Annotated in this window: 18 protein-coding genes; 11 read left to right on the top strand and 7 right to left on the bottom strand. The window is 72.0% G+C overall.

Features of this window, described 5'->3' with window-relative positions:
- The 6 genes from G6O68_RS16725 (at window position 1) to G6O68_RS16700 (ending at window position 5,843) form a co-directional block, all read left to right on the top strand.
- Entirely contained in the window at window positions 1-1,686 is a 1,686-nt protein-coding gene (locus G6O68_RS16725) for a tetratricopeptide repeat protein (protein ID WP_165249766.1), read from the top strand.
- The gene (truB, locus tag G6O68_RS16720) at window positions 1,683-2,582 is read left to right on the top strand and encodes a tRNA pseudouridine(55) synthase TruB (protein ID WP_240911339.1); all 900 of its coding nucleotides are present in this window, start codon (window positions 1,683-1,685) and stop codon (window positions 2,580-2,582) included. The genes G6O68_RS16725 and truB overlap by 4 nt, the downstream gene beginning before the upstream one ends.
- Window positions 2,583-3,069: 487 nt before the next feature.
- Window positions 3,070-4,128: a DUF1559 family PulG-like putative transporter gene (locus tag G6O68_RS16715; RefSeq protein ID WP_240911337.1), complete on the top strand. Its 1,059-nt coding sequence runs from the start codon at window positions 3,070-3,072 to the stop codon at window positions 4,126-4,128.
- Window positions 4,129-4,175: 47 nt separating this feature from the next.
- Entirely contained in the window at window positions 4,176-4,385 is a 210-nt protein-coding gene (locus tag G6O68_RS16710; protein ID WP_165249764.1) for a hypothetical protein, read from the top strand.
- Between the two features lie 112 nt (window positions 4,386-4,497).
- Window positions 4,498-5,565: a DUF1559 domain-containing protein gene (locus G6O68_RS16705; RefSeq protein ID WP_165249763.1), complete on the top strand. Its 1,068-nt coding sequence runs from the start codon at window positions 4,498-4,500 to the stop codon at window positions 5,563-5,565.
- A gap of 56 nt (window positions 5,566-5,621) precedes the next feature.
- Window positions 5,622-5,843, top strand: a complete 222-nt coding sequence (locus tag G6O68_RS16700) for a hypothetical protein (RefSeq protein ID WP_165249762.1) — start codon at window positions 5,622-5,624, stop codon at window positions 5,841-5,843.
- Window positions 5,844-5,938: 95 nt separating this feature from the next.
- Here the strand turns inward: G6O68_RS16700 and G6O68_RS16695 are convergent, their stop codons facing one another.
- Complete coding sequence (locus G6O68_RS16695; RefSeq protein WP_165249761.1) at window positions 5,939-6,445, bottom strand: hypothetical protein; 507 nt, start codon at window positions 6,443-6,445, stop codon at window positions 5,939-5,941.
- Between the two features lie 296 nt (window positions 6,446-6,741).
- Here G6O68_RS16695 and hflX point away from each other — a divergent pair, with 296 nt between their 5' ends.
- On the top strand, window positions 6,742-8,046 hold the full coding sequence (hflX, locus tag G6O68_RS16690) for a GTPase HflX (RefSeq protein ID WP_240911335.1): 1,305 nt from the start codon (window positions 6,742-6,744) through the stop codon (window positions 8,044-8,046).
- 75 nt (window positions 8,047-8,121) lie between these two features.
- Here hflX and G6O68_RS16685 read toward each other — a convergent pair whose 3' ends face one another.
- The gene (locus G6O68_RS16685) at window positions 8,122-10,569 is read right to left on the bottom strand and encodes a hypothetical protein (RefSeq protein WP_165249760.1); all 2,448 of its coding nucleotides are present in this window, start codon (window positions 10,567-10,569) and stop codon (window positions 8,122-8,124) included.
- A 134-nt stretch (window positions 10,570-10,703) separates the two neighbouring features.
- A complete protein-coding gene (locus G6O68_RS16680; RefSeq protein WP_240911333.1) occupies window positions 10,704-11,294 on the bottom strand; it encodes an RNA polymerase sigma factor in 591 nt (196 codons plus the stop codon).
- A gap of 105 nt (window positions 11,295-11,399) precedes the next feature.
- On the opposite strand from G6O68_RS16680, the gene G6O68_RS16675 reads away from it, so the two are divergent.
- The 4 genes from G6O68_RS16675 to G6O68_RS16660 all read left to right on the top strand — a co-directional run bounded on the left by G6O68_RS16675 (window position 11,400) and on the right by G6O68_RS16660 (window position 19,817).
- Window positions 11,400-14,171, top strand: coding sequence for a serine/threonine-protein kinase (locus tag G6O68_RS16675; RefSeq protein ID WP_165249758.1), 2,772 nt, complete (start codon window positions 11,400-11,402; stop codon window positions 14,169-14,171).
- Between the two features lie 1,392 nt (window positions 14,172-15,563).
- Window positions 15,564-17,213, top strand: a complete 1,650-nt coding sequence (locus tag G6O68_RS16670) for a tetratricopeptide repeat protein (RefSeq protein WP_165249757.1) — start codon at window positions 15,564-15,566, stop codon at window positions 17,211-17,213.
- Window positions 17,214-17,589: 376 nt separating this feature from the next.
- The gene (locus G6O68_RS16665; RefSeq protein ID WP_165249756.1) at window positions 17,590-17,940 is read left to right on the top strand and encodes an STAS domain-containing protein; all 351 of its coding nucleotides are present in this window, start codon (window positions 17,590-17,592) and stop codon (window positions 17,938-17,940) included.
- A gap of 131 nt (window positions 17,941-18,071) precedes the next feature.
- Window positions 18,072-19,817, top strand: coding sequence for a glycosyltransferase family 39 protein (locus tag G6O68_RS16660; RefSeq protein ID WP_165249755.1), 1,746 nt, complete (start codon window positions 18,072-18,074; stop codon window positions 19,815-19,817).
- On the opposite strand, the gene G6O68_RS16655 is transcribed toward G6O68_RS16660, so the two are convergent.
- From G6O68_RS16655 to G6O68_RS16640, 4 genes are read right to left on the bottom strand one after another with little or no spacing between them, the layout of a single operon-like run.
- A complete protein-coding gene (locus tag G6O68_RS16655) occupies window positions 19,775-21,490 on the bottom strand; it encodes a glycosyltransferase family 39 protein (protein WP_165249754.1) in 1,716 nt (571 codons plus the stop codon). The two genes, G6O68_RS16660 and G6O68_RS16655, sit on opposite strands and share 43 nt — an antisense overlap.
- Window positions 21,491-21,503: 13 nt before the next feature.
- Window positions 21,504-23,132 carry an ArnT family glycosyltransferase gene (locus tag G6O68_RS16650; RefSeq protein ID WP_165249753.1) on the bottom strand — a complete coding sequence of 543 codons (1,629 nt, stop codon included), beginning with the start codon at window positions 23,130-23,132 and terminating at the stop codon, window positions 21,504-21,506.
- Between the two features lie 28 nt (window positions 23,133-23,160).
- Entirely contained in the window at window positions 23,161-24,729 is a 1,569-nt protein-coding gene (locus G6O68_RS16645; RefSeq protein WP_165249752.1) for a glycosyltransferase family 39 protein, read from the bottom strand.
- Between the two features lie 58 nt (window positions 24,730-24,787).
- Window positions 24,788-25,882, bottom strand: a complete 1,095-nt coding sequence (locus G6O68_RS16640) for a glycosyltransferase family 2 protein (protein WP_165249751.1) — start codon at window positions 25,880-25,882, stop codon at window positions 24,788-24,790.
- Window positions 25,883-26,098 lie beyond the last annotated feature (216 nt).

Here is a 26,098-nt window from a genome sequence, read left to right as displayed (position 1 = left end):
GTGGACCGTCCGCCGTCGCGCCGCCAGGCCGCCCGGCGCTGGCTGCTGCGGCTCGCGCTGGCGGCGCCGGCGGCGGTCGCGGTCACGACGATCGTCTCGCTGCCGGGATGGCTGCCGCTCCTGTCGCGCCCCGTCCGCCGGGCGCTGACCGAGGGCTTGCTCGAAACGGCCGTGCTGTTCCACGCGGTCCTGATCCTCGTCGGCCTGGTCGGGACGCCGTCGTTCGCCTGGCTCGGCCTGCGCGCCCGCCGCCTTCGCCGGCCGGCGGGGGCGAATGGGCGGCTGTTCCTGCTCGGCGTCTCGTGCCTGCTGGCGCTCGGCTCGCTGGAGCTGGGCGCGGCGGCGGTCCGCTCCCGGATCCATCGGTTCCCGGACCTCCCCGCGACGTTCCCCGCGGAGGACCCCGCGACGTATCGCATCGTCGTGCTCGGCGGCTCGAGCGCGCTGGGGGAGCCGTATCGGCCCTGGGTCTCGGTCGGGGCGATGATCGCCTGGAAGCTCGGCGAGGCGGTCCCGGGGCGTCGCTTCGAGGTCGAGACGCTGGCCTGGCTGGGCGAATCGCTGGAGCAGCAGCACCATAAGCTCGCAAGGATCACGCGCCGGCCCGACGCGGTGATCGTCTACTCGGGGCACAACGAGTTCGTCGCGAGGTACGAGGAGGATCGGGCCTACGAGCCGGGCCTGGACGCCTCGTCGGTCGTCCGCCTCGTCCACCGGCTGGGGGCCGCGTCGCCGTTCGTCCGCCTGACGCGGGAGCTGATCAGCAAGAACCGGCTCGACGCCCCGCCGTCGCTCAAGGACCGGCATCAGGTCGTCGACCCTCCCCTCTGCAGCCCGGCCGAGGCCCGCGAGGTGCTCGACGACTTCTCGGCCCGGCTGGAGGCGATCGTCGCCTACTGCGAACGGATCGGCGCCCAGCCCATCCTGATCATCCCGCCCGCGAACGAGGCCGACTACGAGCCGGGCCGGTCTACGGTCGAGCCCGGGGTCGACGAGGCCGAGCGGGCCCGGGTCGCCGACGAATTCCTGGCCGCCCGCGCGAGCGAGGCGTCCGATCCCGACCGCGCCCACGCGGCCTATCGGGCGATCCTCGAACGTCACCCCGGGTTCGCCGAGGCCCATTACCGGATCGGCCGGCGGCTGAGGGACCGTGGGCGGATCGACGAGGCCCGCGAGGCGTTCCTGCGGGCTCTCGACCTCGACGGCCTGCCGATCCGCTGCCCCGCGCCGTTCCGCGAGGCGTACCGCGCGGTCGCCGAAGGGCGCCCGAATTGCATCCTGGTCGACGGTCGTCGCGAGCTGTCGGAGGCGAGTCCCACGGGCCTGCTCGACGACCAGGTCGTCGAGGACACGCATCATCCCAACCTGAGGGGCTACATCGCCCTCGCCGCCGCCGTCCTCCGCGAGCTGAAGGTCCGAGGGACGTTCGGCGCGGAGTCGGCCGCGATCGCCGCGCCGGACGTGGCCGGCTGCCTCGCCCGGTTCGGGCTCGACGCCGACCGGCTGGCGCAGGCGTGCGACCGGACGAGCCTGCACTATCAGCGCGTGGCGGGCTACCGCTACGATCCGACCGAGCGTCTGGCCAGGTCCCGGCGGTTCGCCGAGGCCGCCCGACGCCTCCGCGCGGGGGAGCCGATCGAAGGGGTCGGCCTCCCCGCATTCGATCCCGAAGGAAGCCGCAAGTGAGCGTCGAAATCGTGAGCGCGAAGCCGGACTGGGAAGGCATCCTGAACCTCGATAAGCCGCCGGGCGTGACCTCGCGCGACGTCGTCAACCGGGTGGGGCGGCTGCTGCCCAGGAAGATCAAGGCGGGCCACGCCGGCACGCTCGATCCCATGGCGACGGGCGTGCTGGTCGTCTGCGTCGGCCCGGCCACCCGCCTGATCGAGTACGTCCAGCGGATGGGTAAGACCTACCGGTCGACGTTCCGCCTGGGCGCGACGAGCGACACCCACGACGCCGACGGCACGGTCGCCGCCACGCCCGACCCCGCGGTCCCGACCCTCGCCGAGGTCGAGGCCGCGCTGGCCTCGCAGACCGGCGAGATCCTCCAGCAGCCCCCGGAGTACTCGGCCCTGAAGGTCGGCGGCCGTCGCGCCTACGACCTCGCCCGGGCCGGCGAGGCCGTGGAGCTGGCCCCGAGGCCGGTCCACGTGGGCCGGATCCAGATCCTGGGCTACGCCTGGCCCCGGCTGGAAGTGGAGATCGACTGCGGGAGCGGCACCTACATCCGCTCGATCGCGCGCGACGTGGGCGAGGCGCTCGGCTGCGGGGCCCTGATGGAGACGCTCGTGCGCACCCGGATCGGCGTGTTCACGCAGGAGGAGGCGACGGCCCCCGACGACCTGGACCGCGACACCTTCGCCGACCTGCTCCGGCCCGCGCTCGACGCCGTCCCCGGCCTCCCGAGGATCGCGCTAGACGAGGCGGCGGTCGCCGACGTCCTGCTCGGCCGCCGGGTCGCCGCCCAGGCCGCCCCGGGCTCGCAGGTGGCGCTCCTGGCCCCCGACGGCCGCCTCCTCGCCCTCGGCGAGGCGGGCCCCGACGGGCTCTGGATCCAGCCGAGGAAGGTCCTGGGATGAGGCCGCCGGCCCTCACGCATCGCGCGGTCGATGCGTGAGGGCGCGAGCCGTTCGGGCGGGCCCCCGCGCGGAAGGGGCCGGTCGATCCACTTGACTTTTCGGGTGGTCGCAGAGTACTATCTCCATAAGTTCATTCTGGCGTCGACCGGGACCCTCCTCTCTCCCCCGGCCCCGACCCCGCTCCACGGGATGAACGGCGCCCGGCCCCTCCCGGCCCGCGGTGCCAAGTCGGTCTCCGACCTCCCCTGGCAAGATCTTCTCAACCACGACAACAAGCATCGTCCTCCTCGGCGGCCCTCGCCCGCCGTTGGTCCCCTCGCGTCCGGCCCTCGCCCGCACGCGCGTCGACCGACGTTCGAGCTGGTCCGTTCGAACTCGTGGTCTCGGGCTCGGCGTGGCGCCGCGTCTCCGGGCGGCCGCGCGGACCGACCGCGCGGCCGCCGTCCTCGGTCCTGATTTTTGATCATCTCTATTCATGAGGAAGTCCATGCCCCTTCGATCGGGCCGTCGCCGCGGCTTCACGCTCATCGAGCTGCTGGTCGTCATCGCCATCATCGCCGTCCTGATCGCGCTCCTGCTCCCCGCGGTCCAATCGGCGCGGGAGGCGGCGCGGCGCTCGCAATGCACGAACAACCTCAAGCAGATCGGCCTGGCGCTGGCGAACTACGAGAGCGCCCAGGGGACGTTCCCGCCGGGCGCGGTCGCCCGCGGGAGCGCGCCCAACGCCGATTGCTCGAACGAGCGCAAGCACACGTTCTTCTCGCTGATCCTGCCCCAGATGGAGCAGGGGGCGATCTACAACGCCATCAACTTCAGCCTGCCGGCGATCGACCAGGTCGGGCCCTTCGGGCTGCCCGGCAACGGCGGGGCGTCGAATCGGACGGCCCTGCACTCGACCATCGCCGGCTTCATCTGCCCCTCGGACATGGTGGTCCCGCCCGACCCGGCGGCGCCCCGAGGCCGCGGCCAATCGTCCTACTCGGGCTCGGTGGGCCACAAGGACGTGCGGCACTGGTGGTACGGCTGCCCCGCCAGCCCCTCGGTGATCCAGTCCGACGGGATGTTCAACGCCGACTACAACTACGGCGTCAGCGACGTGAGCGACGGCCTGAGCAATACCCTGTTCGTCGGCGAGGTGGCGAAGTTCCGCAAAGACCCGGACCCGAACCTGAGCAACCAGTGGGGGAACTACGCCTACTACGGGTCGTCCGTCTCCGGCGTCACCCGTCCCAGCGCGCTGGCCTTCACGCTGGCGAAGCCCAACTCCAGCATGCTGGTCCCCGACGTGCCCGGCGACGGCTCCTACAGCACGAACTGGGAGCGGAACCCGGCCACGCGATTCCAGGACTTCGGCCAGTGGGGCTTCCGGAGCATGCACCCGGGCGGGGTGAACTTCCTCTTCGGCGACGGCAGCGTCCGCTACATCAAGGACTCGATCGAGGTCGTCGGGGCCCCGAACCCGGTCAGCGGCTACGCCTCGCCCGGCGTCTTCCGCAAGCTGGCAACCCGCGGCGGCAACGAGACGGTGAGCGCCGACGCGTTCTGACGCGGCCCCCGACTTCCCGACGAATCGACACGTAAAGGTAGCCTGTTATGAAATCACGGCGATTCTTGATCGCGGCGTTCCTGATGGCTTGCTCCGTCGGCCAGCCCGGCTGCGGGGCGCCCGACGACGAGTCCGGCGGGGCGACGGCCGTCCCTTCGGCCGGCGCGGCCCCCGCGGGCGCCGCCGCCGCCAACCCGCCGACGCCCCCCAAGACCTCCTCCAAGGCCAAGGAGGCCCCGACCGAGGTCTATGACTGAGCGCAGCAGCCGCAGCCCCTCGCCCGCCCCGCCCCACCGGGGCGGGGTCGATCGGCGAATCCCTACTTATCGATCCGTCCGTTTCCGTCCCCGTACCGAGGTCTCCCCGAACATGAGTCATCCCGCCAGTCGGCGCCGCGGCTTCACGCTCATCGAGCTTCTGGTCGTCATCGCCATCATCGCCGTCCTGATCGCGCTCCTGCTCCCCGCCGTCCAGTCGGCTCGCGAGGCCGCCCGCCGCGCCCAGTGCACCAACAACCTGAAGCAGATGGGCCTGGCCGTAGCGAACTACGAGAGCGCGCAGGGGACGTTCCCGCTCGGCTCGGTCCGCAACGGATCGGGCGGCGGCCAGGACTGCTCGGTGCCGCGTCGGCACACGATGTTCGCACTGATTCTGCCCCAGATGGAGCTGTCGACCGTCTACAACGCCATCAACTTCTCGGTCCCCTCGCTCGACACGGCCAGCCCGTACGGCGTCGGCTCGGCGAACGGCGCGGCCATGAACAGCACGGCCTACAACTCGGCCGTCTCCGCGTACATCTGCCCCTCGGACATCAAATCCCGGACCTATCCGACCAACGTCGCCGGCCGTTCCCAGTCCTCGTACGGCGGAGTGCTGGGCAACAAGGACGTCATGCACTGGTGGAACGGCTGCCCGGTCTCCGGCGCGGCGACGGCCGAGTCCGACGGCATGTTCAACGCCGACTACAACTACTCGGTCGCCTCCGTCACCGACGGCCTGAGCAACACGCTGTTCATCGGCGAGACCTCGAAGTTCCGCAACGACGCCGACGGCGACTGGTTCTACCAGTGGAACCAGGACGCCTGGTACGGCTCCTGGATCGCCGACGGCGTCAGCCGCATCTTCGCCTTCGCCAGCACGGTCGCCCGTCCGAACGCCAGCGTCCTGATCCCCGAGCCCGGCGGCGACACCACCTATTACACCGACTGGGACCGGAACCCCTCGCTCCAGCTCCAGAACATGGGCCAGTGGGGCTTCCGGAGCATGCACCCGGGCGGGGTGAACTTCCTCTTCGGCGACGGCAGCGTCCGCTACATCAAGGACTCGATCCAGGTCGTCGGCCCGGTCAACCCGGCCAACGGGCAGCTCACGCCGGGCGTCTATCGCCAGCTGGCCACCCGCGCCGGCGGCGAAGTCATCAGCTCGGACGCGTATTGATCCACGACCGGCTTCCGAGCCCGGCACCCCCGCAAGATCGAGGAGCTTTCGCCTTCATGAGATTTCGACGCCTCGTCGCGCCGGCCGTCGCCTGCGCCGTGATCCTGTCCCTCGCCGGCTGCGAATCCGGCGGCGTGGACGCCATCTCCGCGAGCAGCGCGGGGACTAAGACCGCCGCGCCCGCCGGCGAAGGGGCGGGGGCTCCCAAGGTCCTCCCCGCCTCCAAGCGCAAGAGCCAGCAGGAGGCGCCCGGCCCGCTTCCCCCGCCGGACGTTTGATCGACCGGCCTGCACCGCCTGAATCGAAAGAAGCCCGGATGCGACCCGTCCGGGCTTCTTCGCGCGCAGGCCGGGCTCCGGTCCACGCCCGTCCTCTAAGCTTGGGCGTCTCGACCGTCGCGACGTTCCGCCGCCGTCCTGACCTCGATCACATCTCGGAGCGCGGGGGACGGCGTATCGGCCCTGGGCCCGACCAGGCCGACGGCCGCCACCATGTCCCGGAACAGCACGATCGGCGTGCCCAGCAGCCCCATCGGCAACCCCCACCAGCCGAAGGCCATGGAAAACAGGCCGTCGCGAAGCTGATTGCTCCGGCCGCAGGAGCGGCAGCAAACCTCCGCGCGGGAGCCGAACCGGGTGAAGAACATCGCGGAGTAAACCCAGCAGGAGAAATGCACGTCGACCGGCCCGGGGCCCTGGCATTTCGGGCATTGGCCTTCATGCGTCCGGCGGAGCCGCTCCTCGATTACGGCCGCAGGGATCGCCCGTACCCGAGGGGCCCAGTAGGCTTGGTGGGCGCAAGCCTCGCCGCAGAAGCGGCGGAGGCCTTGGTTCACCCCGCCGAACAAGATGCGGGAGCCGCACTGGTCGCATGCCTGCATGGTTCGTCGCCTTCGGAAGGGAGCCGGGAAGCGAGAAGGAGGATTGGGAGCGGAGATCCGCCGGGAGTCTTCCGGCGGATCTCCGCGAACTTTCACGCCCCGGTCGTCGTCTAGTTCTTGTGCGTAGTATGATGGACGATGGCGGTCGTCGCGAGTCGCGAGGGTCGATCGGGTTCTCCGGTGCCTTCGCGATCGTCGTTGACGGACCTCCGCGGCCTCCTTAGAATCCGTCCGCCGTGCCGGACGGCCCTTCTTCGCCGGTTTCGCCCCTCACCCAACAGAGGTTTCAGCCTATTTTGATCGATACCAGCCGCAACGAGCATGAGGGTCGCGAGCGCGCGATCCTGGTCGGGGTCATCCTGCCGGGGGGCGTGTACAACGCGGACGACCCCCTGGACGAGATCCGTGGCCTGGCCAAGACGGCGGGCCTCGAGGCGGTCGGCTCCATGCTGCAGAAGCGGCAGCAGGTCGACGTCGCGACGTACATCGGCTCGGGCAAGGTTGAAGAGCTGAAGGGCTTGGTCGAGGCGTTCGAGGCCGACGTCGTCGTCTTCGATTCGGACCTCGGGCCGGCCCAGACGCGGAACCTGGAGAAGGCCCTGGGCTGCAAGGTCGTCGACCGCACCGAGGTCATCCTCGACATCTTCGCGGTCCACGCCCAGACCCACGAGGCCCACCTCCAGGTGGAGCTGGCGCAGCTCGAATACGCCATGCCCCGGCTGAAGCGGATGTGGACCCACCTTTCGCGGTACAAGGGGGGCATCGGCGTCCGCGGTCCCGGCGAAAAGCAGCTCGAAGAGGACAAGCGGCTGGTCGTCCACCGCATCCAGGAGCTGAAGGCCAAGCTCGGCAAGATCCAGGCCCGGAAGGAGCGCGAGGTCGCCGGCCGCGGGGATTTCCCCACGGTCTCGCTCGTCGGCTACACCAACGCCGGCAAGAGCACCCTCATGAACGCCCTGACCGACGCCGGGGTCCTGGTCGAGAACAAGCTGTTCGCCACCCTGGACACGCGGACCCGCAAGTGGCGGTTCCGGGGCGGCGGCGCGGCCCTGCTGTCGGACACGGTCGGCTTCATCCGCGACCTGCCCCACTCCCTCGTGGCGTCGTTCAAGGCCACGCTGGAGGAGGCCCGCCAGGCCGACCTGCTGCTCCACGTCGTCGACGCGTCGAGCCCCGACGCCGAGATGCAGGTGCAGGCCGTCGTCGAAGTCTTGGAGGAGCTGGGGCTCAAGGACCACCCGACCCTGCTCGTCCTGAACAAGGCTGACAAGGTCCCCGACCGTTCCTTCCTGGACGTGCTGCGCGCCCACCATCGCGACTCGATCGCCATCAGCGCGGCGAAGGGCGAGGGGCTGGACGCCCTGGAGCAGAGGGTCCGGCTCGCCCTGCTCGAATCGGCGCTCGACGCCGAGGTCGAGACGAGCGTCGCCGACGGCCGGGTCCTCTCCTACCTGGCCCAGCACGCCCAGATCCTCGGCCGGACCTACGACGAGGAGAACGACCGGGTCGTCCTCCAGTGCCGCCTCCCGCGACGCTGCCTGGACTTCCTGTACGAGCACGGCGCCCAGGTCCGCGAGAAGGAAATCCGCGTCTACGCCTGAGTGCAATGGAGAAAACGAAGCCGCGCGAACCGAGGGGGCCTTTCCGGCCCCCTCTTTTCGCGCGCCTCGCGCCCATCACCAGTTCACGGAGAGCGTCGGCAGGCCGTCCGCCAGGCGGATCTGGAAGCCCGAGGTGTCGATCATGAAGCTTGACGAGAAGCCGACGCTTCCGAGCCCGTCGATCTGGGCCGAGCCCGAGGCCGATCCGCTCCCGCTCAAGGAGACCCCGTCCTTGCCCGCCTGGAAGTCGATCATCGCGTAGATCTGGCCCTTCATGGAGCCGACGCCGAGGTTCTGCGAGAACGAGGCCCGCAGGCCCGCGTAGAAGCGGAAGTTGCCGGCCGTCTGCTGGATCAGCAGCTCGATCGTCGCGTTGAGCCGCGTGACCTTGGCGTCGAGGGAGGCCGAGGCCGAGGCGTACAGGCTGAAGTTGCCGTTGGTGTAATCCAGGTAGCCGTTCATGGTCACCGTGGTGAACCCCAGCGGCGGCGAGAACCGGGCGGACGCGGTGATCGTCCCCCGGGTGCTGTCGCCGCTGAGCGTCACCTGGCCGAATGAATGCCCGTTGACGCCGGCCGTCGAGGAGGTCGCGTCGAAGAACCAGGAGCGGGTGCTGAGGCTGTACAGGCCCTGCACGTCGTAGGAGGAGAGCTTAACCGCGCCTTCGAGCGGGGTGCCCTTGAAGAAGTCGGCGCCCGTGGCCCGGAAGGCGATGACCGAGGGGCTGATGATCGCCGAGGCGTAGGAGAGGTCGAGCGACAGCTTCACCACCTCGGCGCCGGAGCTGTTCTTCGGGGCGAGGCTCAGCGAGGCCGCGCCGTTGAGCCCGATGCGAACGTCCGTGAGGGCCCCGACGATCGTCCCCAGGTCCAGTTCGCCCCGGATCACCCGGGCGAGGTCCGCGCCCGAGAGCCCGAGCATCCGGCCGTCGTCGTTCGCGTCCAGGTCCAGGACGGTCTCGCCGTTGATCTTGATGGGGTAGTTGCCCAGCTTCACGCCGGCCATCGCGTAGACGTTGCCGTAGACCGCCTGGCTCGCCGTCGCGATCGGCGTCCTGGGGGTGAACGGGATCCGGCCTCGGGTGGACCATCCCAGAGCGAACTCCTCCAGCGGGTTCTTGCCGATCTCGGGGTCGACCCGGACGAACAGGAACGGGTCGGACGGGTCGAACGCCCCCTGCACGCCGATGCTGCTCCCGGGCGTCTTCACCGTCGTGCCGCCGAGCTTGATCCCGGCCGAGGTGCTCACCCGGAAGCTGAAGTAGGGGACGGCGTCGTTGAGCGGCCCCTCGATCCCGTTCGCCTTGAGGGTCGAGCCCAGCCCCACGGTCAGCTCGGCGCCCGTCGGATTGAGCTGGATCCCCAGGCCCGTCGCGTCGGCGACGGCGTGCAGGGGGCTCGTCGGGGTCACCGTGTCGAGTCCCAGGCCGGGCCAGTAGGCGGTCAGGAACGTCCCGACGTCGGCGATCCCGGAAGCCCTGGCGCCGATGTAGACCATGCCGGGGCTCATCGGCAGCTCGCCGGCGGCCGTCTCCAGGTAGACGGGGCTGAAGCTGTAGTAGAAGTTCTGGCCGCCGGCGGAGAAGGCGATCCAGGATCCCCGCAGCCGGAATCCCGCGCCGCTGGGGCCGTTGAGCGTGACGTAGTCCCCGCTCCGGGAGACGGTCAGCTCGCCTTTCGCCGACAGTTCCTCCGGGGTCAGGGCCCCGGAGACCAGGCCGATCGTCTGGCCGGGGCCCGTGAGCGTGCCGCGGAATCCGTTGCGGTCGAGGAGGTCGGAGCCGCCCCGCCAGGAGATCGTGTCGTAGACGTCGCGGCCGTCGCTGCCCAGGAAGAGGTCGTCGCCCGTGCCGCCGGCCAGGTGGTCGTCGCCGGGGCCGCCGTTCAGCCGCGACGGCAGGCTCGTGGCGTTGCCGAAGTAGTCGTTCCCGGCGCCGCCGTCGAACTCGATCCGGCGGAAGCCGGCGAGGCCGTCCACGTAGACCTCGTTCAGGTCGACGCGATACGTGTTCGGCCCGGACGCGGAGACGCCCGCCTCGTCGTTCCAGGGGCTCCCCTTGATGGTCAGCACGCCCGTCGTCCGGTCGTTGACGGCCAAGGCCGAGCCGCGATTCTGGAAGACGTCCACGGATTCGAGATCCGTGACGACGTTCGTCCCCGTACCGCTCACGTAGCGATCGGCGCCCGCCCCGCCGGTGAAGGACGTGGGGATGGCCGTCACGTTCAGGAGGTAGTCGTCGCCGGCGCCCCCCCGGAAGTCGATGGAGGCGACGTTGCGGTACATCCGGCTGTAAACCGTGGCGTCGGCGGAGCGGTCCATCACGTAGACCGCGTCGCCGCTGGGGTAGACGACGACGTCGTCGTTCCCCGCGCCGCCGACGATCGCGAGCTTGCCCCAGGGGTCCAAGTTCGCGGAAACCGACAGGAGGACGCGCTCGTCGAGCGCCTCGACGCCGATCCGTGCGCGGCGGGGGGCGATGGTCCGAGAACGGCGGGACGGGCGGAGTTTCGTCAGGAAGGACATCAGGGACGCTCCCGGCGGATGGACCGCCATGCTGGTTGGCGAGGCGAGGATGCGATGGAGCTGAGGGGGCGTCCCCTCGACCCCGCATCTAACGCCGGGAGCGTGACAGCATTTTTCGACGGCGGGCCGCGGAGCTAGGCGATCAGGTCGCCCAGCTCCTGCTTGAGGCGGCGCAGGACGCGCGACTTGGCCTGGCGGACGGCGGCGGTGCCGATCTTCATCTCGCGCGCGACGGCGTCGGCGGAGAGCCCGTCCACCGCGACGCGCCAGAAGGTCTTCCAGGTCTTCTCCTCGAACTCCCCGCGCACCAGCTCGAGGGCCCGATGGTACAGCCCGGAGAGTTGCTCGATCGGGTCGTCCTCGTCGGGGAGGGCTTCCGGGTCGGGGGCCTGGGCGATCTGCCGGAAGGCCTCGGTCCCGCCCCGGGCGGCGGGGGCGCGGCCGCGGCGACGGAGCGCGTCCAGCCGCTTGTTGCGGGCGATGGTCCGCAGCCAGGCGCGGAAGGCGTCGCCGGGACGGTCGCGGCGGAAGGTCGGCAGGGCGACGGCGAGGGCCAGGAACGTCTCCTGCACGAGGTCGTCGGCGTCGGCGCCGAGGCATCCCCAGCGCGCGGCCCAGTGCCGCACGAGCGGCTCGTACAGGAAGACCAGGCGCGACCAGGCCTCGGCGTCGGAGGCGCGGGCGCGATCGAGCAGGGTCGGAGAAGTCGGCAAGTCGTCGGGCACCGGTCGCGAGGCCTCCCTTGTCGCCACGCCTCGGGGATGGACATGATCATAGTCTCGCCGCGAGGTCGCGTCGACGACCGCGGGGCCGTTTCCCGGAGACCTGGCGTGCCCACCCCCACCCATCCCTGCCCCGACCCGCGGCGGCTCGCCGCGGCGGCCTCCGGCGAGGCGGACGAGGCCGAGGAGACCTGGATCTTCGCGCACGTCGACGCCTGCCCGGGCTGCTCCGCACGCCTCGCCGAGCTGGAATCGAACCCGCCCACGATCCTCGCCGCGCTCCGCCTCGCCGGGCCCGAGACGCCCCCCGTCGCACCCGGCGAGACGTTCCCGCGCGAGGAGGACGTCCCGGGCTATGAGATCCTCGAGCCGCTGGGATCCGGGGCCATGGGAGTCGTCCACAAGGCGCGGCACGTCCGCCTCGGCCGCCTGGTCGCGCTCAAGCGGCTGCGGGTCCATACGCCGAACGGGCTCCATCGCTTCCGACGCGAGGCCGAGACCGTGGCCGCGCTGCAGCATCCCGGGATCGTCCAGATCTTCGAGGTCGGCGACCTGCGCGGGTATCCGTTCCTGGCGATGGAATACGTGGCCGGCGGGACGCTCTTCGAGTTCCTGCGGCGCGGCCCACGGCCCGCGCGAGAGGCGGCGGCCTTCGTGGAACTGCTGGCCGGCGCCGTGCAGCACGCCCACGGTCGCGGGGTCGTCCATCGCGACCTGAAGCCGAGCAACATCCTGCTCCGGCCGGCCGACGAGCGTGCGTCCCGAATCGATTCCCTGCATGCCGCGACGCCCAAGATCGGCGACTTCGGCATCGCGAAGTGGATCAGCCAGGAGCCGCTCGGCGAGGGGCGGAGCGACGGCGAATGGGCGACCCTCGCGGACGTCGCGCTCGGCACGCCCCCGTACATGGCGCCCGAACAGATCGAGCGTCGGGACGTGGGGCCGCCGGTCGACGTGTACGCCCTGGGCGTGATCCTCTACGAGGTGACGACCGGCCGGACGCCCTTCGTGGGGGAGTCGCCCCACGACCTCCTTCGGCGGGTTCTGGCCGAGGAGCCGTCGCCGCCGTCGCGGATCCGGCCCGACGTGCCCCGCGACCTGGACGTGATCGTCCTGAAGTGCCTGCGCAAGGACGCCTCGCGACGCTATGCGTCGGCGTCGGAGCTGGCGGCCGACCTGCGGCGGTTCCTCGACGGCCGGCCGATCCTGGCCCGTCCGGCGAGCTTGCCCGAGGTCGCGTGGAAGGCGGCGCGACGGCGGCCGGCGGTCGCCGGCGCCCTGGCCGTCGCGCAGGCGTCGCTCGTCGTCCTGGCCGTCGGCGCGTGGTGGTACAACGGCCTCCTCCGCGAGGCCCTCCGGTCGACGAGGGCCGCCGAGCGACAGGCCGAGGGCAACGCCCGCGTGGCCCTGGAAGCCCACGAGCAGCTCATCGAGCAGGTCCGCAAGGCGCTCCGCGACGCCCCCGCGACCCGGACGCTGCGGCGGGGCCTTCTGGAGACGGCCGTCGAGGGCCTCCGGCGCGTGACCACGGCCGACGCGACGGCCCCTCGCCTGAGCCGGGCCTCGGCGCATCAGCTCCTCGGCGAGGTCCACTGGGAGCTGGGAAGGACCGGCGAGGCGATCGCGGAGATGGAGCGCTCGCTCGCGATCTCCGAGGCCCTCCTCGTGGCCGACCCCGGGCTCGACGACGCCCGCGACCAGCTCCTCGCGACCTGCCGGCGTCTGGGGAGCTTCCACCTGCGGGCCGACCGACCCGACGCGGCGCGGGCGTTCTTCCGCCGCGCCGTCGACCGGGCCGAGACCTGGCGGGAGGCCTCGCCGGCGGACCCCCGCGCCGAGATCGCCCTGATCGAGGGGCTGGGTCATCTGGGCCACGCCGCCCACTGGGTCGGCGACCCGGCCGCGGCCCGACCGCCCCTGGAGAGGATGCTCGCGCTGGCCGAATCCCGCCTGGCCGCCCACCCCGACGACGAGCGGGCGGGCGTCCTGCTCGCGCAGGCGCTCGACCTGCTGGGCGGCATGGATGAGAGCGCCGAGGACCTCGTCTCGGCTCGCGAGCGCTATCAACGCTCGCTCGACCTGAGCCTGGCGGCCGAGGCGCGGGCGGGGGGGGCCGAGGCGGATTCCGCCCTCCGCGACATCATGGTGGGGCTGAACAACCTGGCGCTGATCCACCTGCGGCTCCGCGACGTCCCGAAGGCGCTCGTCGCGATGGACGCCGGCCTGGACCGGGCGAGGCGATGGGCGGAACGCGACCCCGAGGACGTCCAGCGCAAGCTCGACCTGATCGACGCGCTCTGCAATCGCGCGTCGGTCTCGATGGGCGACCTGGATTTCGCCGCCGCGATCCCGTTCCTGGAGGAGGCCGGCGGCCTCCTGGAACGGCTCCACGCCGAGGGCAGGCTGACGGGCCTGCCGATCTACGACCTGGAGCGTCGCGAATCGGCGACCGCCGACCTCGCCCTCTGCCGCCGGGCCCTGGTCGCGGTCGACGACGAATCCGTCGTCTGGGCCGCCCCCGAGGAATTGGCCCCCCGCGTGGCCGAGGCTCGCATCGCGCTGCTGCAGGCCGCCGGACAACCCGCCGAGGCCGTCGCCACCGCCGAACGGCTCCTGGCGTCTCCGCCCGAGGGGGCCGGCGGCTGGATGGCCCGGGCCCGCTCGTGCTCGCTGCTCGTCGGCGGCTTCGAGGGCGATCTCGCCGAACGTCTCCGCGACGAGTCGGTGCGCTCGCTCGCCAGGGTGTACGACCTCGCCGAGAACCCCCCGAAGCGCCGGGAGCTGGAGACCGACGACCGACTCGCCGCCGCCCGCCGCTCGCCGGCCTTCGCGGCGATCCTCGCCCGGGCGGCCGGCGACGTCTCCGACCCGACCCCTTGACTCCTGAGAGACGGGGGTCGGGGGGCGGGACCTGGCGGATGCTGCGGAAAATTCGGGGGAGGTGGCACGGGCTGGTATGGGTTTCGCCATCGTAATGGAGGAACTGCACGGATGTTTTCCGACGAGATCGCCCGGAGGGCATAGAATAGACCGACGACCGATGCACATCTCGCTGCGCGAAAGGGGCGATTCATGATAAGGCAAACAAGGGGGGTGGCGATCGCGACCGGTCTGGCCACGGTCCTCGCGTTCTGGCCCGGCGGCGAAGTCCTGGCCCAACGCGGCGGGATGCGCGGTGGCGGCGGCGGGATGCGGGGCGGCGGCATGCCAGGTGGTGGGATGCGCGGCGGCGGCATGCCAGGTGGTGGGATGCGCGGCGGCGGCGGTATGGGCGGCATGCGCGGTGGCGGAATGCCGAGCGGCGGCATGCGGGGCGGGATGCCCGGCGGCATGGGCGGCATGCGCGCGCCTGGCGGCGGGATGCCTGGCGGAATGCGGGGCGGGATGCCCGGCGGCATGGGTGCGATGCGTGCGCCCGGCGGCGGGATGCCCGGCGGCATGCGTGCCCCGAGCGGCGGGACGGGTGCGATGCGCGGCCCGAGCGGCGGCATGGGCGCCATGCGCGGTCCGAGCGGTATGCCCGGCGCGGGAGGAATGCGAGCCCCGAGCGGCATGCCTGGCGGCTCGATGGGCGGGATGCGAGGGGGTGCTCCCGGTGGCATGGTCAATCGTGGTGGCCCCGGGATGGGGGGGACCTCGCGGCCGGGGATGAGCAACCCGGGTTCGATCAACTTCGGCAACCGAGGAGCGATGCCCGGAGGGATGCGTCCCGGTGGGGCCGGCGGGCCCGGCTCGGTCGCGGGGATGCGTCCCGGCGGCTCGGGCTTCGGCGGAGCGCGACCCGGCGTCGGCGGTCCCGGGCTGGGCGGAGCGCGACCCGGCGTCGGCGGTCCCGGCTCGGTCTCGGGCATGCGACCCGGTGGGGCCGGCGGCCCTGGCGGTGGTTCGATCAGCTGGGGCAACCGAGGACCCGGCGCCGGTAACGTCGCGGGGATGCGACCCGGGGGCGGCGGTCCGGGCCTTGGCGGCAACCGACCCGGCGGCGTGGGAGGTCCCGGATTCGGCGGGCGTCCCGGCGCGGGCGGCCCCGGCCTGGGAGGGATGCGTCCCGGCGGAGGCCCCGGTTCCGTCGCAGGGAGCCGTCCCGGCGGCTCGGGCGGCCCGGGCTCTTTGAACTGGGGCGGTCGCGGGCCTGGCGCGGGAGGCATGCGTCCCGGCGGCGGTCCCGGCTCGATCGCCGGCAACCGTCCCGGCGGGGGCGGCCCTGGCCTGGGCGGACGTCCCGGTGCCGGCGGTGGGCCGAACGGGGGCGGCAGGCCCTCGTTCGCCGACATGCGAGGCCCCGGCGGTCGCTATACGCCGACGAGCTTCAATCGCAATGTCAATAATGTCAACAACATCAACAATATCAACAATATCAACAACCTGGGTTCCCGCGGCCTCGGCTGGCGAGACAACTACGCCGGTATGCACCGGAACTGGAACCGGCCCGGCGGCGGCTGGAATAACGGCGGCTGGGGACACGGCGGCTGGAACAACGGCGGCTGGGGACACGGCGGCTGGAACAACGGCGGCTGGGGACACGGCGGCTGGAACAACGGCGGCTGGAACAACGGCGGCTGGGGCGGCGGCTGGAACAACGGCGGCTGGGGCGGCGGCGGGTTCGGCAACGGCTTCGGCTGGGGCCTCGGGCTCGGCCTCGGCAGCAGCCTGGGATGGGGGCTCGGCGGCTGGGGTCTGGGGGGCCTCGGCATGGGCTGGGGGCTCGGCGGTCTCGGCTGGGGCAATGGTCTCGGCTGGGGGCTCGGCTGGGGCAACGGCCTTGGCTGGGGGCTCGGCGGGCTCGGCTGGGGCAGCGGCCTCGGTTGGGGTATGGGCGGGCTCGGCTGGGGGATGTCGTCCTGGGCTTACGGGCCGATGCTCTACGACTGGGGCTACACCAGCTACTACAACCCGTATTACGTCGTCCCGCAGACGGTCGTCGTCCAGGAGCAGCCGGTCGTCTACGACTACACGCAGCCGATCAATCCGACGGCCGCGCCGCCCGAGGCGACCGTGGTCGACGGGGCCGTGGAATTGTTCGACAAGGCGCGCGAGGCGTTCCGGACCGGCTTCTACACGGCGGCCCTGGACTTCACCGACCAGGCGCTCCGGCAGATGCCCAACGACCCCACGCTCCACGAGTTCCGCGCGCTGACGTTGTTTGCGACGGAGCGATACGACGACGCGGCGGCGGCGCTCTACCCGGTCCTCTCGATCGGTCCCGGCTGGGACTGGGCGAGCCTGATCAGCCTCTACGCCGACCCGCAGGTCTACACCAATCAGCTTCGGACCCTCGAAGCCCGGGTGAAGTCCGACCCGAACGCCGCCTCGCCGCATTTCCTGCTGGGGTATCACTACCTCTGCCAGGGTCACGGCGAGGAGGCGCTGGGGCAGTTGCAGTCCGCGTCGCGGATGCAGCCTCGCGATCGACTTTCGTCGCAGCTCGTGCAGCAGCTTGAGAAGGCCCGGCGCGAGGCCCTCGGCCCCGAGGCCGACGTCAGGGCGGCGGCCGCACCCCCGGTCGGTGCCGCGGCCGCATTCCCCGTCGGTGCCGCGGCCGCACCCCCGGTCGGTGCCGCGGCCGCGGCCCCGGCTCTCGTCGCCCCGGCGGCCGAGCCGCTCCCCATGCCGGCCGTGGCCGTCCGCGAGAACGCCCTGGAGGGGACATGGGTCGCCGCGCCCGAAGACGGCGCCAAGATCACGCTCGACCTCAGCCAGCCCGGCAAGTTCGCCTGGATCGTCGATCAGGGAGGTGCGACGAAGCGATTCGAAGGCGTGCGAACCAGCGGCAACGGCCTGCTGACCCTCGTCCAGAACGCCGATGAAACGCAGCCTCCCATGGTCGGTCGGATCGCCTGGAAGGACGAGGACCACTTCCTCTTCCACCTGATGGGCAGCGGTCCCGGCGACCCCGGCCTGGCCTTCAGCCGTACCCGTTAAATCGGGCCGCTCCAACGTCGTCGTCCCGACGCGCCGTCCGGGGGGAGAGGATCAGGAGGGAGCTGGATCAGCTCCCTCCTCTTCATCCCTCCGGACGGCTCTTTGTTTAAACAGGCTGTTTTTTATCGATTAAGGCGACCGGGAGCCGTCGTGCCGGGTTCTCTCCGAGTTCCTTGGTACTTCTCGAAACGCAAGCGATCGTTCTTGATTCGACGGGCGGCTCGGGTAGAATCCCGGCTGAACCTCTCCCGGCCCCGGCGGGGCTCGCTGGCCGACGACCCGCCCTTTCATCGGGACGACTTCCGCCTCCTCACGCGACGACGCGTCCCGGGGCGAGTTCGATGAACCCTCCGACCCCGCTGATAAGGGGCTCCCCATGCTCAACTTCACGACCTCCGAGACGGCCGGCGTCTTGATCGTCTCCTTCGAGGCCGTGGACGAAGAGAACATGGACTGGCAGTTCTCCCAGCGAGACTGGCTTTATAAGACGATCGAGTCGCGTGAAGACGGGCGGTTTGCGCTCGATTTGACCGATGTCGGCTACCTCGCCAGTTCCGAGATCGGCTTCCTGGTCACGGTGAAACGTCGCGTCGATCGCCGGCAGGGGCGTCTGGTCCTGTTCGGCGTCGCCCCTTACGTCTTCGACATCTTCCGCACGATGAACCTGCAGAAGATCCTCGACGTGGCGGACAACCGCACCGCGGCCCTGGCGCGGCTCAAGCCCTGACGCCGGCGCTTTTCCTGGACGATCGACCTCGACAGGCTCGATATAGAGCTTGCCACGGCGCGCCCCGGCGGTCGGACCGCCCCCGCCGCGCGCCGTGGAGGATCCCGGTCGTCGTTGCAGGATGGGAACATATGCTTGACGTGCATGGGACGGATGGGCCTCCCGAGGTTTCGTCGCGCGCCGGCTTCCACCGCCGTTTCGGCGTGCTGCTGGCGTTGCTGGTGCTGGCCCGCGGCGTGGTCCTCCTGTGCGCCTTGCCCCCGTTCGAGGGCTGGGACGAATACCAGCACGTCGCGTACGTCCAGCACCTCCACGAAGGCGGCCGGACGCCGGTGGTCGGCGAGACGCGGGTGCCGTCGGCCGTGCTCGCCGAGGCCGTCAAGTACCCCCAGCCTGGATCGGCGGTCCGCGACGGCCTGGGCGGGGTCGGCGGCGTGGGGTATCAGCAGTTCTGGGCCGATCGCCTGGACGGCCGGACCCGCCCCTTCCGGGACGCCCCTGTGATGATGTACCAGTCGCAGCACGGCCCGCTGAGCTATCGGATGCTCCAGCCGGTTTACGCGGCGTTCGGCGGCGTGGACTCGGTCGGATCGTCGATCGCTGGGATGCGCCTGCTGAACCTGCTGCTGACGGCCGGGGCGGTCGCGGCGGCGTTCTTCTGCCTGTCGACCTCTCTCCGGGAACGTCGCGCCGCGGCTTGGGTCGGGCTGGTCCTGGCGACCTACCCCCTTTTCCTGATCAACGGCGTGCGGGTGGCGAACGACGCCCTGGCCGTGTTCCTGGCGACGCTCACGGTCTGGCTGGGCCTGTCGCTCTCGGCGAGGCCCTGGGCGAGCCCGGGCCGCCTGGCGCTGGCCTGCCTGGCGACGGGGGTCCTGGCCGGATTCGCTGTGCTGGCGAAGGCCACCAACTACGCCCTCGCGCCGTTCCTGGGCTTCTGCATGCTGGCGATAGCCGCGCGGCCCGAGATCACGCTCCGGCGCTCCGCCGGGCTGGCGATCGCGCTGTCGGTCGGGTTCCTGGCGGTCACGCAGGCGGAGATGCGGTTCAACCTGGCCCACTACGGCTCGATCAGCTCGATGCAGGAGGCGGCCGTCAACCACAGCCGCGGGCTCGGCCGGGCGGACCTGCTGAGGACGGCGATGGCGATCCCCTGGACCGACTGGATCGTCGACCTCTGGACGCGCCTGGTGTTCTTCGCCGGCGCCTGGAGCTTCCAGGGCACTCACCCCAAGACCATCTTCGCCCACCGCGACCTGGTGATGATCGGGCTGCTGGGATGGGTCTGGGGCGGACTGGCCTGGGCGGCGATGCGCCGCCGGGGGCTGCGGCCTTCGCGGATCTTCGCCGACCCCCGGCTGCCGCTCGCCTGCCTGGTGCTCGTGGCCGGCTATACGGGGGCGCTGGGCTACCACCTGGTGCAGTCGAAGCTGGCCTGGGGCCAGTGGTCGACGGGCGCCTGGTACGCGAGCGCCGCGATGCCCTGGTTCCTGACGCTCGTCGTGCTCGGCCTGATGCGCTGGCCGCTCTCCGGGCGTCTCCGGGGGCTCGCCCCGCTCGCGCTGATCGGCACGTCGATCGCGGCGGAAATCCTGGGCGTGTTCGGGAGGATGGTCCCATTCTACACCGGCTTCGCGCGATGGCCGGTCGACGCCGAGCGGCTGGCCTCGCTCCAGCCGGCGTGGCTCGGCCTGCCGACCATCCTGGCCGCGATGCTCGTCGAGGTCGCCGCGCTGGCGGCCTTGATCCTGATCCTTCGCGACGACGCGCGGGCCGAGCGCGCCGGCCTGGTCGAGCCGATCGCGATCGACATCGCGAAGGGCCGAGGCGAGGGTCAACGGGCGATCGACCTGGACGACTCCCGCGCGGCGGCCTGAGCGGCCCTCGGCCTTCGGATGATCTCGATCGAGGCCGCGAACGCCGCCCGGGCCTCGGGGCGGCGCAGGTCGTAGACGAAAATGGAGCGGCCGGCCCGGAAGCTCGGCGCGATGCGGCGAAGCTCGGGATAAACGTCGGCGATCGCACGCCGACTCTCCCCCTCGCGAGGATAGACCGAGTGCAGCTTCGTGATGGAGATGGCCAGGGCGTCGTACTCGTCGAGCGGTCGGGCCAGGGCGTCGGCCGGATCGGCCTGGATCCCGTACTCCGCGGTCGAGGCGGTGCCGAAATAATCGAGCGCCACCCTGCGCAGGCCCTCGCGGTCGATCACCGACTTGAGCGCGGGAAGGTCCTGCCCCCAGTCGATGTTCGAGTCGGCCAACAACTTCCACTCGCGGTCGGGGCCGCCGGCCAGGGGGTTGAAGTAGGCGAGATAGTCGGGAACGGCCAGGAGGCTCGTCGCGACCTGCCCGCCGATCAGGGCCGCCCCCCAGAGCCGTCGCGAGGGGACCGCGGCGGTCGCCCTCGCGAGCGAGTCGACGGCCAGCACGACGATCGGCGGGTAGAGGGCCAGCGTGTAGCGGTGGCCGATGCTGATGGGCGATCGGACCAGCGTCGCCCCGGCAAGGACGACGAAAAGGAGGAGCATCGCCCGTTCGCGATCGGCCCGCCCGTCCATCCGAAACCGCTCCCGGGCCGCCAGGCCGAGGCCGACCACGGCGAGCGCCAGTTCGGGGAGCGTACTCTTCACCAGCATCGTGAACGGATGATAGGCCCGCCATCCCCGCAGCGAGCGCTCGCCCAGGAAGAACGCCGGGTGGCCGATCCGGTCGTGGAGCAGCTGGATCTCGAACGCCCGCACGAAGGCCGGGGCGGGGAGGCCGAGCCAGGTCCGGGTCGGGTCGACCTGGAAGCCGTGGCAGGCCCAAGCGACCAGGAATGCGAGGGCCAGGAACGCGGCGGCGTCGGCCCCGGCTCGGGCCGTCTTTCGTCGGAGATCCCGGGCGTCCTCGGCCGTTCGAACCTCGCGGAGCAGGCCCGCGAGGCGGCCGATCACGAAGCAGGGGACCAGCAGGATCCCGGTGTACTTGGCCGAGAACGCCAGGCCGACGGCCGCCGCGGCGCAGGCGAGCCGCGCGGGCGAAGGGGCCGCGAGGTGACGCCCCATCGCCAGCGCCGCGAGCGTCGCCAGGAAGGCGAAGGCCGCGTCGCTGGTGGCGAGCGAGGCGTGCGCGAGCAGGGCCGGGGAGAACGCCAGCATCCCCGCGCCGACGGTCGCCGCCGCGAGCCCGCGCCGCCGGCGTAGCCATTCGAACGCCAGGACGACGAGCGGGACCAGGGTCGTCAGCGTGGTCAGGAGCCGAGGCCCGGCGATCGACTCGCGGTCGCCCGAGCCCTTCCAGGCCTCCGCGCGGGGGCGAGCGCCGCCGAGCCAGGCGGCCGGTACGACGTTGGTCAGGATCGGCAGCGGGGCGGTGCCGTGGGCCGCCAGGTCGGGATCGAGTCTTCCCTCCTGAAGCGTCCTGACGCCGGCGCCGAGGTAGAAGGTCTCGTCGTAGGTGATGCTGCTCGACTCGCGGGACCAGCCCGTCTGGACGACGACCGCCAGGGCGAGCAGGGCGGGGACCGTCGCGGCCGGGAAGCGCGAGCGTCGCGAGGCTTGGGTCGTCATCGCGGGTCCTCGATCAGCGGCGGGCGGGTTTCGCGGGGGCCTCGGCCGGGCCGGCGTCGGCGAGCGCCGCGGGGACGACCTCGCGGTCGAAGATGCGGATCTGCACCTGCCCCGGCTTCGGCTCCGCCGGGAGCGCGGCGACGGGCTCGCGGTCGCCGATGAGGGAGCGGAGGGCGTCGGAGTAGGTCGATTCGCCTTCGACCTGGGACGCCAGCGCGACGACCCATCGGACGTCCGGGTCGGCGGCGGCCTCGCGGACCTGGGCGAAGGACGAGCCGGGGAGCCGGCTGAAGTAGAGCGACCAGTCGGTGAGGTCCAGGACCTCGCCGTCCGCGGCCGACCTCGCGAGCCAGCGTCCGGCGTCCCAGTAGACGTTGAACGGGCCGGGGGTCTCGACGATCGGCTGCTGGAACCGGGGCGCCGACACGATGAGCGCCAGGGCCGCGGCCCAGACCACCGGCCCCGGCCGCAACCGCTCGCGAGGGAGCCCGACCAGCCGGCCGGGGATCGTCAGGCGCGTCATCAGCCGGTCGATCCCGCGCGCCGCGACGAGGATCAGGACCATGCCCGGCACCAGCGCGTTGCGGGGGGAGCAGTAGCCGGCGGTCGCGTGCAGCCGGACCAGCGCCAGCGACGAAGCCGCGAGCAGGACCGCCAGGAACAGCCAGGTCCGCGAGGGCGTCGCGCCGCCCCGGCTCGTCGCGACGCCGAGGATCGCCGCGGCGAGCAGCGCGAGCGGCAGGTTGGCGAGGAGGACCTCGACCATCCGCGACGCGGCCAGCCGATAGGTCTCGAAGGTCGTCTGGCCGGGCGCCATCGGGGCCTCGCGTTCGAGCGCGAAGGCCGGCGAGCGCGGCTCGAGCCCCAGCACGCGGGCCGGGCCCGGACGCGGGGTGAGCGTCCCGCTCGCGGCGATATACGGCCCCGCCAGGGCGATCGCGCCGAGCACCAGGAGGGCCGTCGCGCGACGCCACCGCGGCCAGTTGATCCGCGTCGCGTGGTGGAAGGGGATCAGGAGCATCGTCGCCAGGACGCTCGCCGGCAGCAGCAGGCCCTCGGGGCGGGCCAGGTAGGCCAGGACGCCGAAGCCGACGGCCCCCAGCAGCCAGCCGAACGAGCCTTCGCGGAGGAACCGGATCGCGGCCCACAGCCCCCACGTCCAGGCCAGCAGGAACGTCGACTCGCTGAGGACGTTGACGACGACCGACCCCAGGATTGGGTTCGCCAGGAACAGGACGCAGCCGAGCCACGCGGCGCGGTCGCCGAACAGGTCTCGGCCGACGAGGTAGAGCGGGACGACGAGCAGCACGACCGCGGCGAAACTCGCCGCCACCGCCGCGCGCTGCCACCATTCCGGTCCCTCGCCGCCGATCAGCCGGTGGGCCGAGACGATCGCCAGCGGGTGCAGCGGATGCTCGATCCCCCGCAGGCCCTCGCCCCACGCGCCCGCGTCGATCTGACGCGCCGCCTGGATCGAGCGGAGGCCGTCGCGGAGGCTGGCCTCGCCGTGCCGCAGGGTCCAGCCCATCAGGGCGGCCGTCGCGGCCATCAGCAGGACGACGCGGATCAGGTGCGGGAACGGGCCGGCCGGGTCGAGGTCGGCGGGAGCGGCGACGGTCATGGGGGATGCTTCGGTGTTCACGTCGACACTCCTTCGTCTCTGCGGTCCGTCAATGCGTCGCGGCCGATCCCGGGGCCGGCTCCGAGCGGGCCAGGCCCGGGGCCAGTTCGAAGACGTGGACCTGCGCGATCCCCTTGCGCCTCTGGGGCGGGAACGACGCGACCGGCGATCTCCCGCCGACGAGGTCGCGCACCGTCTGGCAGTAGGGCCATTCGCCGATGAGGAAGGCGTCGTGAGCGACGAGATACCCCAGCTTCGGGTCGCGGGCCGCCTCCCCGTAGTCGGCGAACGAGTAGCCCGGGCGACGGCCGTAGTACATCGCCCAACCCTTGAGGTCGAAGACCTTCGCGTCGGGGGCGGCGTGCGAGGCGAGCCAGTCGCCGGCCGCGCGATAGCCGTTGTAGTCGGCGTTGATCGGGGCCAGCGTCCGCGGGCCCCAACCGATCGCGACGACCGCCACGCCGGCGGCGCAGGCCAGGCCGTGCACGAGCCGACGGTTCTCGACGCGTCCGGCCGCGAACCGCTCGGCAAGCCGTTCGCCAAGCCGCGAAAGCCCGTGAGCGGCGGCCGCCGTGATCGGTAGCGCCAGGATGAGGGCGTGTCGGGGCGTGCAGTAGCCGCCGGTGGCGTAGAGGCGGACCAGGGCGAGCATCCAGGCCCCGGCGACGATCGCGACGAACAGCCGGCCGCGCGACTGGCCGGCGTCTCGCGCCGGACCTCGGGACCAGAGCCCGAACGCGGCGAGCGCCAGGAGCGGCGTCGTGACGGCGCCCTGGACGGCCCGGAACATCCCCCGCCAGGAGACGGCCAACGCCTTCAGCGCGGTCTGATCGGCGTCGAGGGGACGCTCGCGCTCGACGGCCGTCGCCGACGACTTCGGCGCGGTCCCCAGCAGTCGCGCCACGGCCGGCTTGGTGCCGATCCCCCCCTTCATCGCGACGTAAGGCCCGACGATCAGCGACGGGCCGACGACCACCAGGGCCGTCGCCCGCAGCCAGGCGGCGCGGGACAGCCGGAGCCCGGCGGCGAGGGGCGTCAGGAGCAGCGCCGCGGCGAGCGCGGCGGGGAGCAAGAGGCCCTCGGGCCGGGTCAGGTAGGCCGCCCCGGCGCAGGCGATCGTGGGGATCAGCCAGCGCACCGCCCCGGCTCGGAAGAAGCGGAGGGCCGTCCAGCATCCCCAGGTGAAGAACAGGAGGAACGTACCCTCCGAGAGCACGTCGGCCAGCACATGCCCGGTCGTCGGGACCAGGAACGCCAGCAGGCAGGCGAGCCAGGCGGCGGTGCTCCCGAACAGCTCCAACGCGACGAGGTAGAGTGGGGGGACGAGCATCGCGCCGGCGAGCACCGAGACCACCTGCGCCGCGGACTGCCAGCCTTGCGGGCCGTCATCGAGGCCGAGGGCCCGGTGGGCGGCGGCGATCGCGACCGGATAGGCGGGGTGGTCGACGGCGCGGACGACGGACGCCTTCCAGTCGCCCCGGGCGACGGCTTGGGCGCCGGCGACGTATCGGAGCCCGTCGGCGTACATGACCTCGGTGGTCGCGGCCAGCCGGCCGAGCAGGGCGGCGGCGAAGGCCGTCAGGAGGGCGATCCGCAGGGCGTGTCGCGCGGGGGTCAAGTCGGTTCCGTCCTTTCGCCGTGCGATCCTCGGCGGGCGGATCCTCCGCCCGTCCGCGTCAGCCGTCGGAGGCCCGCGACGCCCGCGCCGGGCGTCGGGCCCTGGCGGGGTTGGGACCGTCGCCGAGGCGTCGGCCGCCGTCGTCGACGCCGGGCTCCCCGGACTCGGCCCGTTCCGCCAGCTCGATCACGCGACGCCCGAGGGGGCCGCCGCCGCGGCGGAGTCGCCTCGCGACCTCGCCGACGACCTTCCAGGCCCGCCGCTCCGCCTGGAGCTTCCGCACGGCCGCCCAGGCGCCCCGGGCGGCCGCCTCCAGCTCGACGATCCGCGCGAGGGCGAGGAACTGCCGGCGGGGGGCGTGCTTGCGGAAGTACAGGAGCTTGCTGTGCCGGATGACGACCCGCATCTTGGGCGAAATCGGCCGATCCTGCAAGGGCGCTCGGTGGACCACCGTCACGCCCGGGTCGTACTCGATCCGCCAGCCCCGGTCGCGGGCCCGGCGGCAGAAGTCGACCTCCTCGTGGTACAGGAAGAAGTCCTCGTCGAGGCCCCCCAGCTCGGCCATCAGCGCGCCGTGGATCAGCATGCAGGCCCCCGTGACCCAGTCGACCTCGCCGGGGCGCAGGCGATCCGACGGGACGTACTTCCGCCGCCGACGGGGCGTGAGCTGCTCGCGGAACGATCGAGCCAGGCTGGGGAAGACGCCGACCGAGCCCTGGTGCGACCCGTCTTCGTTGCGGAGGCCGAAGCCGACGACGCCGGGGGGGCCTTCGGGGCGGGCCTCCAGGGCGTCGAGGCGTTCGAGGATCCGGCCGAGGGTCCCGGGTTCGATCGCCACGTCGGGATTGAGCAGCAAGAGCCAGGGCGCGGGACTTGCGCGCCAACCCGCGTTGACACCGACGGCGAATCCGCCATTATCGGGCCGCAGCACGAGCCGGAGGCCCGGTCGGCGGAAGACTTCCGCGTCGGGCCTCGGCGAGGGCGAGGCGTTGTCGACCACCACCGCCCGGCAGGCGCCCGAAAGGAATTCGGGCTCCCGGACGAGCCGGTCGAGCAGCCCCGCGACGTCCGGCCAGCCGTCGTAGTTCACGACGACGACCGTCAGCCGGGGCGGCTCGGGACGGTTCTGCGGCTGGCGGGGGGAAGGGTCCACTCGGTCGACCTCGTCGGGTTTGCCGGCCTTGCCCGGATCCGGGGTTTTCCGGATTCACTGGATGATTCCGTCGGATGCGCCGATGGAGAAGCTTGAACAAAACCGCGCGGGGCGGTGTTCGCCAAGGATGGTACGGGGAACGGCGGGGGTCCGCAAAGGCCAATCGGGCGACCGAAGGCCTGGGCGATCGCCCGGAGTCCGACCGAGGGATCGGTG

Source organism: Paludisphaera soli (assembly GCF_011064595.1).
GTDB classification, from domain to species: Bacteria; Planctomycetota; Planctomycetia; order Isosphaerales; family Isosphaeraceae; genus Paludisphaera; species Paludisphaera soli.
Note: the sequence above shows the minus strand (reverse complement) of the source record. Positions and strands in the feature narration are given on the sequence as shown.

Bases quoted from the DNA above. Each gene is read 5' to 3' on its own strand.
- G6O68_RS16665 (WP_165249756.1), top strand. From the start codon at position 17,590: ATGCTCAACTTCACGACCTCCGAGACGGCCGGCGTCTTGATCGTCTCC.
- G6O68_RS16710 (WP_165249764.1), top strand. From the start codon at position 4,176: ATGAAATCACGGCGATTCTTGATCGCGGCGTTCCTGATGGCTTGCTCC.
- G6O68_RS16670 (WP_165249757.1), top strand. From the start codon at position 15,564: ATGCGAGGCCCCGGCGGTCGCTATACGCCGACGAGCTTCAATCGCAAT.
- G6O68_RS16660 (WP_165249755.1), top strand. From the start codon at position 18,072: ATGCTTGACGTGCATGGGACGGATGGGCCTCCCGAGGTTTCGTCGCGC.
- G6O68_RS16655 (WP_165249754.1), bottom strand. From the start codon at position 21,490: ATGACGACCCAAGCCTCGCGACGCTCGCGCTTCCCGGCCGCGACGGTC.
- G6O68_RS16685 (WP_165249760.1), bottom strand. From the start codon at position 10,569: ATGTCCTTCCTGACGAAACTCCGCCCGTCCCGCCGTTCTCGGACCATC.
- G6O68_RS16705 (WP_165249763.1), top strand. From the start codon at position 4,498: ATGAGTCATCCCGCCAGTCGGCGCCGCGGCTTCACGCTCATCGAGCTT.
- G6O68_RS16715 (WP_240911337.1), top strand. From the start codon at position 3,070: ATGCCCCTTCGATCGGGCCGTCGCCGCGGCTTCACGCTCATCGAGCTG.
- G6O68_RS16695 (WP_165249761.1), bottom strand. From the start codon at position 6,445: ATGCAGGCATGCGACCAGTGCGGCTCCCGCATCTTGTTCGGCGGGGTG.
- G6O68_RS16700 (WP_165249762.1), top strand. From the start codon at position 5,622: ATGAGATTTCGACGCCTCGTCGCGCCGGCCGTCGCCTGCGCCGTGATC.